This window comes from Geminicoccus flavidas (assembly GCF_009806515.1).
Taxonomy (GTDB): Bacteria; Pseudomonadota; Alphaproteobacteria; order Geminicoccales; family Geminicoccaceae; genus Geminicoccus; species Geminicoccus flavidus.
Window position 1 is genome coordinate 1 of record NZ_WUJP01000113.1, and the last position, 5,285, is coordinate 5,285.

Below are 5,285 nucleotides of genomic sequence, written 5' to 3' on the forward strand. Positions count from 1 at the left end.
CGACTTTCGGGCCATCCGTCAACGGTCGGGTAGGTCGGGACACGCTGTGCGGGCGTCGTCCGTCCAATTCGGGGGAGCTTGCCGGGTCACCTCGAGAAAGGTGGGGAACCGGCGGCTTGCAGGGCAGCACGGACAGGCTGCCCCGGTGCCAGTGATCGGGCAGCACAGAACCACTTCAGGAGGCCGGAACGTCCGAACCGCGACCGCGGCGTCGAAAAGGGTCAGCGCTTGCGGAAGCGGTCCAGGGAAACGATCTGGGCGCCGCCGCCGGATGCCGCCTCGTCGGCGGGCTCGGCCGCATCGTCGCTGGCGGCCGGTTCGCGGGCCGGCGCATCCCGATCGCGCCCGGCCAGCAGCGGCACGGTCTCGGCGAGGTTCTCCTCGGCGGGCGGCTCGATTGTGAACTGCAGGCCGAACTCGACGCCCGGATCGGCGAACACCTTGAGGGCGGCGAACGGGATGACGATGCGCTGTGGCTGGTTGTTGAAGCTGAGCGTGACCGCGATCGCCTCGTCGTCGACCTGCAGGTCCCAGTACTGATGCTGGAGGACGATGGTCATCTCGGTCGGGTAGCGCTCGCGCAGGGAGGCGGCGAGGCCCACGCCCGGGTGGTCGGTACGGAAGGTGATGTAGAAGTGATGCGGCTGCGGCAGGCCTTCACGGGCGACGCGGGACAGGACGTCGCGCACGACGCCGCGCAGGGCCTGTTCGACCAGCTGGCCGTATTGGATGCTGTCCTTGCTCATCTCGACCTTGAAGCCGCACCAGGACCGGAGAAATCCGGAAGAATTCGCTTGAAGTGGGGGGGCTTCTGTTGCCCGGCGCCCCCCCGAACCGCGCTTACCTAATGATTAGGCAGCGAGGGCCAGACGGCTATTGTCGTTGGCACTTGTGTTTTAGCCCGATAACGGCGGTACCATGCCGGGCGAAAGTCACACCCTTACTGCGCACGTCGATCCTAATTCGCCCCCGCGAGCGCCGCGACCTGCCTCGAGCTCCAGGCCGGCCGTGGCGATGTTTGGTGGAGGCGCCGGGCTCTGCCCCCGGGTCCGAAACGCCTATGCCGTGTGATGTTTATCGCCATAGTCGGCTCGCGCCGACGCCTCGAATATAGGAGCGAACCCGCCCGGATGGAAGGGTGCGGTGCAGCGATGTGCGCAGCCCGTGCTTCCCCTGTGTCGGGCGGGAGGTCTAAACGCGCGGCACCGGGATCGTGCCTGTTGCGCGGCCCGCTTCAGCGACGCTGCGCGTCCATTCCTGCCGGAGGCCATGATGCGGTTGAATGAGCGCCAGTCGGCGGAGATCGAGGAACTGCGCGAGGCCCAGCCGGCAGCGACCAGGCGGGCGGTGGCCCCGGCGCTCGAGGAGATCCTGTTTCAGGCGCTGCCGGTGCTCGACCACGGCTTCGTGCGGGTGGTCGACTATATGGGTGACGACGCGGCGATCGTGCAGGCGGCCCGGGTGTCCTATGGCAAGGGCACTCGCAAGGTTTCCGACGACCGCGGCCTGATCCGCTATCTAATGCGCCACCGCCACACCTCGCCGTTCGAGATGTGCGAGATCAAGCTGCACGTGAAGCTGCCGATCTTCATCGCCCGGCAGTGGATCCGCCACCGCACGGCCGCCGTGAACGAGTATTCGGCGCGCTATTCGGTCCTGGACGACGAGCTGTACCTGCCCGAGCCGGAAGGCGTGGCGGCACAGGCGGTGAACAACCGGCAGGGCCGCGGCGGCGTGCTCGATCCGGACGCCGCGGAGGCGGTGCGCCAGGCGATCCGGGACAGCGGCGAGGCGGCGTTCCGCTGCTATCATGAGCTGCTTAACGCGGATGCGGAGGGACAGCCGCTCGATCCCCAGCGCAGCGGGGTGGCGCGCGAACTGGCCCGGGTGGTCCTGCCGCTCTCCACCTATACGCAGTGGTACTGGAAGACCGACCTCCACAACCTGCTGCATTTCGTGGCGCTGCGACTTGACCCCCATGCCCAGGCGGAGATCCGGGCCTACGCACAGGTGATCGCGGAGATCGTCCGCCGCTGGGTCCCGATCACCTTCGAAGCGTTCACCGACTACCGCCTCAATGCCATGGAACTCTCCGGTCCGGCCCTGGCGATACTGCGCCGGATGCTTGGTGGCGAGAAAGTGACAGTCGAGGACAGCGGCCTTTCCCCGCGTGAATGGCGGGAACTGATGAATGCCCTGGCTGTTTGACACGCACGCAGCAGCAAAATTGTGCTCTCCGTCTGTCAGGACGTTGCTTCGTTGTCGCAACCGGTTCAGAAAAGCGCGGACGAACAGGGTGTTACCGATCTATTTAACGCCAGAGCCCTTATGCTGCACCCCGCTCACGGCGCCTGCGGCGTCCGAGGCGTTAGGAAATTTTTGCTACGGACGAACGCGCGGAGGTATCATGAAATCCAAGATCCGCCAGATCGCCGGGGTTGGAATGCTTGCGCTCCTGACCGGGTGCTCGGCCTTCACCTCGACCTCTGGCCTGAACGAGTTGAAGCAGACCAGCGCAAGCGGTGATGCATTCACCCAGGCTCTCTTCCAGGAGTACTCGGCGCTCTCGCAGTCGGAGTACGACCAGTACGACTGGCGTGATTCGCTGTTCTACACCGAGCGCGCCAAGATGGCCGCGTCCGGCACGGCTCCCGAGCCGACCCCGATCAGCGCGCGCAACCTCCCGGCGGACATGGTCGGCACGCTGACCGAGGCCCGTTCCACCCTGGTGAGCACGCTCGGCACTGAGCAGGCCCAGGCCGATCCGGCCACCGCCGCCAAGGCGCAGGCCAGCTTCGACTGCTGGATGGAGCAGCAGGAAGAGAACTTCCAGGTCGAGGACATCGCGACCTGCCGCAAGGGCTTCGAGGACGCCATCGCCGCGCTGACGCCGGAGGAAGAGGTCGAGGTCATCTCGATTTCCTCCGACGTGCTGTTCGACTTCGACAAGGCGGTCGTGAAGGAGGAGTTCAAGCCGCAGCTCGACGCGATCGCGGCGGAGCTGGTGGCGGACACCAACAAGCGCCTGCTGGTCTGGGGCCACACCGACACGGTGGGCACCGAGCAGTACAACATGGGCCTGTCGGTGCGCCGTGCCGAGGCGGTCGCGACCTACCTGGAAGGCCAGGGTGTCGATGCCTCGCGCCTGACGATCCAGGGCTTCGGCGAGACCAAGCTGGCCGTGCCGACCGGCGACCAGGTGCCCGAGCCGCGCAACCGGCGCGTGGAAGTGCGCCAGCGCTGATCGTCTCGACGGACGGAAAGACCCCGTCTGGCGATCTTGGAGAACCCGCGCGGCAACGCGCGGGTTTTTCTTTTCATCCCGGCTGAACGACATGAACCCGGCCAACCGCGACTACGCCCTGGAACTCGCACGCGCCGCAGGCGGTGCCATCCTGTTCGCCTTCCCGCTCCTGATGACGATGGAGATGTGGTGGCTGGGCTTCCACATGGACCGGCTGCGCCTGGCCCTCTTCGTCGGCCTGGGCATCCTGCTGCTGGTGGGCCTGTCCACGCGAGTGGGCTTCGGTGCGGACACCGGCGGCTGGCACGACGATCTCCTCGATGCCTTTTCCGCCTACCTGGTGGGCGTCCTGGTGAGCCTCGGGCTGCTCGTCCTGTTCGGCGTGCTGCATCCGTCCATGTCGTCGGGCGAATGGATCGGCAAGCTGGCGGTCCAGTCGATCCCGGCGGGGATAGGTGCGATCCTGGCACGTGCGCAGTTCGCCGAAACGCCCGAGGAGGGGCAGGAGGACGAACCGCCGGCCAGCTACGGGGCCGAGCTGTTCGTGATGCTGGCGGGTGCCGTCTATGTCGCCTTTAACGTGGCGCCGACCGACGAGATCCAGCTCATCGCGCATCTCGTGACACCCTGGCACGCGATCCTGCTGGCCCTCGTCTCGGTCCTCCTTCTCCATCTGCTGGTCTATGCCCTGGGCTTTGCCGGCCAGGAGGCATGGCCAAAGGACACGGGCTTTTTCGCCGTGTTCTTCCGCTTCAGCCTGGCCGGCTACGGCCTGTCCCTGGCGGTCAGCTTCTACATCCTGTGGACCTTCGGCCGGACCGACCTCACCGGGCTGGCCGAGGTGCTCACCATGACGGTGATCCTGGGCTTCCCGTCCGCCCTTGGCGCCGCCACGGCGCGCCTGATCGTGTGAGTGGAGCATGAGCAGCGAGCAGCCAGACCGGAACGAGGCGGATCACGCCAAGTCCCGTCCGCCCACGCCGATTCTCGAATGGGTCGCCGCCGGCCTGGGCGCTGCGGTCGCGATCTTCATCGTCGGCTATCTGGCCTGGGACGGGCTGACCAGCGCGGACGCACCGGCCGACCTGGTGATCCGGGTGGACGGGGTCGAGGCCGCCGCGGCAGGATTCCGGGTCGACCTGACCGTCACCAACCTGGGTGGCGAGACGGCGGCCGAAGCCAGGATCGCGGTGACCGCCGGCGACGGGGCGCAGGAAGCGGGCGAGATCACCTTCGACTATGTGCCCGGCCACTCCAGCCGGCGCGGCTCGCTGCTGTTCCAGAACCGCCCTGACCCGGCGGCGCTGGCCGTGCGTGTCCTGGGCTATCGCGAGCCGTGAGCCTTCAGCGCAGGGCGAAGATGATCGGTGCGGCCACGTCGCGATAGGCACCGGCCATCATCTCCGGCGGGGGCGGCGGCAACGGGCTGACGCGCTCCACCACCGCCACGGCCTCCTCGTCCAGCACCTCGGTGCCGGAACTGTCGATCAGGCGGACCTCCAGCACCTCGCCGTTCCGGCCGACCCGGAACAGGATGGTGGCGGTACCCTCCTTGCGGCGCATCTGGGCCGCCCGGGGATAGCGCAGCGCGCGCTGGAACTTGCCCAGCACCGCGCCCTGCCAGCTCGGCGGGGCATTCGCAAGCGACACGGCCTGCTGGCTGTTGCGCGAGGAGTCGGGCGCTGCCGCGGTCGCGGACTTGTTGGGCTGCGGGGCTGCCTGCCTGGGCGGCTCCTTTGCGACTCGCTCGACCTGCTCCGCCGGCTGGTCAGACGGCGGCGGGCGGCGGGTCGGCGGCTTGGGCTTGCGGCGCGGTGGCGGCGGGGCGGCCATGGGCGGCGGCTCGGGCAGCACCACCTCCGCGGGCTCGGGCAGGTCCAACGCCAGCTCCGACACTTCCGGCGGCAGATCCACAGGGGGCGGCTCGGGCAGCTCGATGTCCAGCTCGGTGACCGGTTCCGGCAGCTCCACCGGGGCTGGCTCGGCCAGGTCGATCTCCAGTTCGCTGACCGGGTCGGGCAGTTCCACCTCAGCCGGCTCC

Annotated in this window: 6 protein-coding genes and 1 other RNA gene; 4 read left to right on the forward strand and 3 right to left on the reverse strand. The window is 68.0% G+C overall.

Features of this window, described 5'->3' with window-relative positions; genetic code table 11:
• Positions 1 to 221: 221 nt before the first annotated feature.
• Together EQG76_RS03010 and ssrA are read right to left on the reverse strand one after the other, a co-directional pair.
• The gene (locus tag EQG76_RS03010) at positions 222 to 746 is read right to left on the reverse strand and encodes an SspB family protein (RefSeq protein WP_159710496.1); all 525 of its coding nucleotides are present in this window, start codon (positions 744 to 746) and stop codon (positions 222 to 224) included.
• A 52-nt stretch (positions 747 to 798) separates the two neighbouring features.
• Positions 799 to 1,140, reverse strand: a transfer-messenger RNA (tmRNA) gene (gene ssrA, locus EQG76_RS03015).
• Between the two features lie 132 nt (positions 1,141 to 1,272).
• Here ssrA and thyX point away from each other — a divergent pair.
• The 4 genes from thyX to EQG76_RS03035 all read left to right on the forward strand — a co-directional run bounded on the left by thyX (position 1,273) and on the right by EQG76_RS03035 (position 4,584).
• Positions 1,273 to 2,208, forward strand: coding sequence for an FAD-dependent thymidylate synthase (thyX, locus tag EQG76_RS03020; RefSeq protein WP_159710506.1), 936 nt, complete (start codon positions 1,273 to 1,275; stop codon positions 2,206 to 2,208).
• 199 nt (positions 2,209 to 2,407) lie between these two features.
• Positions 2,408 to 3,244 (forward strand): OmpA family protein, encoded by an 837-nt coding sequence (locus EQG76_RS03025; RefSeq protein WP_159710498.1) that lies wholly within the window; start codon positions 2,408 to 2,410, stop codon positions 3,242 to 3,244.
• Positions 3,245 to 3,335: 91 nt separating this feature from the next.
• Positions 3,336 to 4,157, forward strand: coding sequence for a TIGR02587 family membrane protein (locus EQG76_RS03030; RefSeq protein ID WP_159710500.1), 822 nt, complete (start codon positions 3,336 to 3,338; stop codon positions 4,155 to 4,157).
• 7 nt (positions 4,158 to 4,164) lie between these two features.
• Positions 4,165 to 4,584 carry a hypothetical protein gene (locus EQG76_RS03035; RefSeq protein ID WP_159710502.1) on the forward strand — a complete coding sequence of 140 codons (420 nt, stop codon included), beginning with the start codon at positions 4,165 to 4,167 and terminating at the stop codon, positions 4,582 to 4,584.
• 4 nt (positions 4,585 to 4,588) lie between these two features.
• Here the strand turns inward: EQG76_RS03035 and EQG76_RS03040 are convergent.
• A partial coding sequence (locus EQG76_RS03040) for an energy transducer TonB (protein ID WP_159710504.1) occupies positions 4,589 to 5,285 on the reverse strand: 697 nt, incomplete at its 5' end.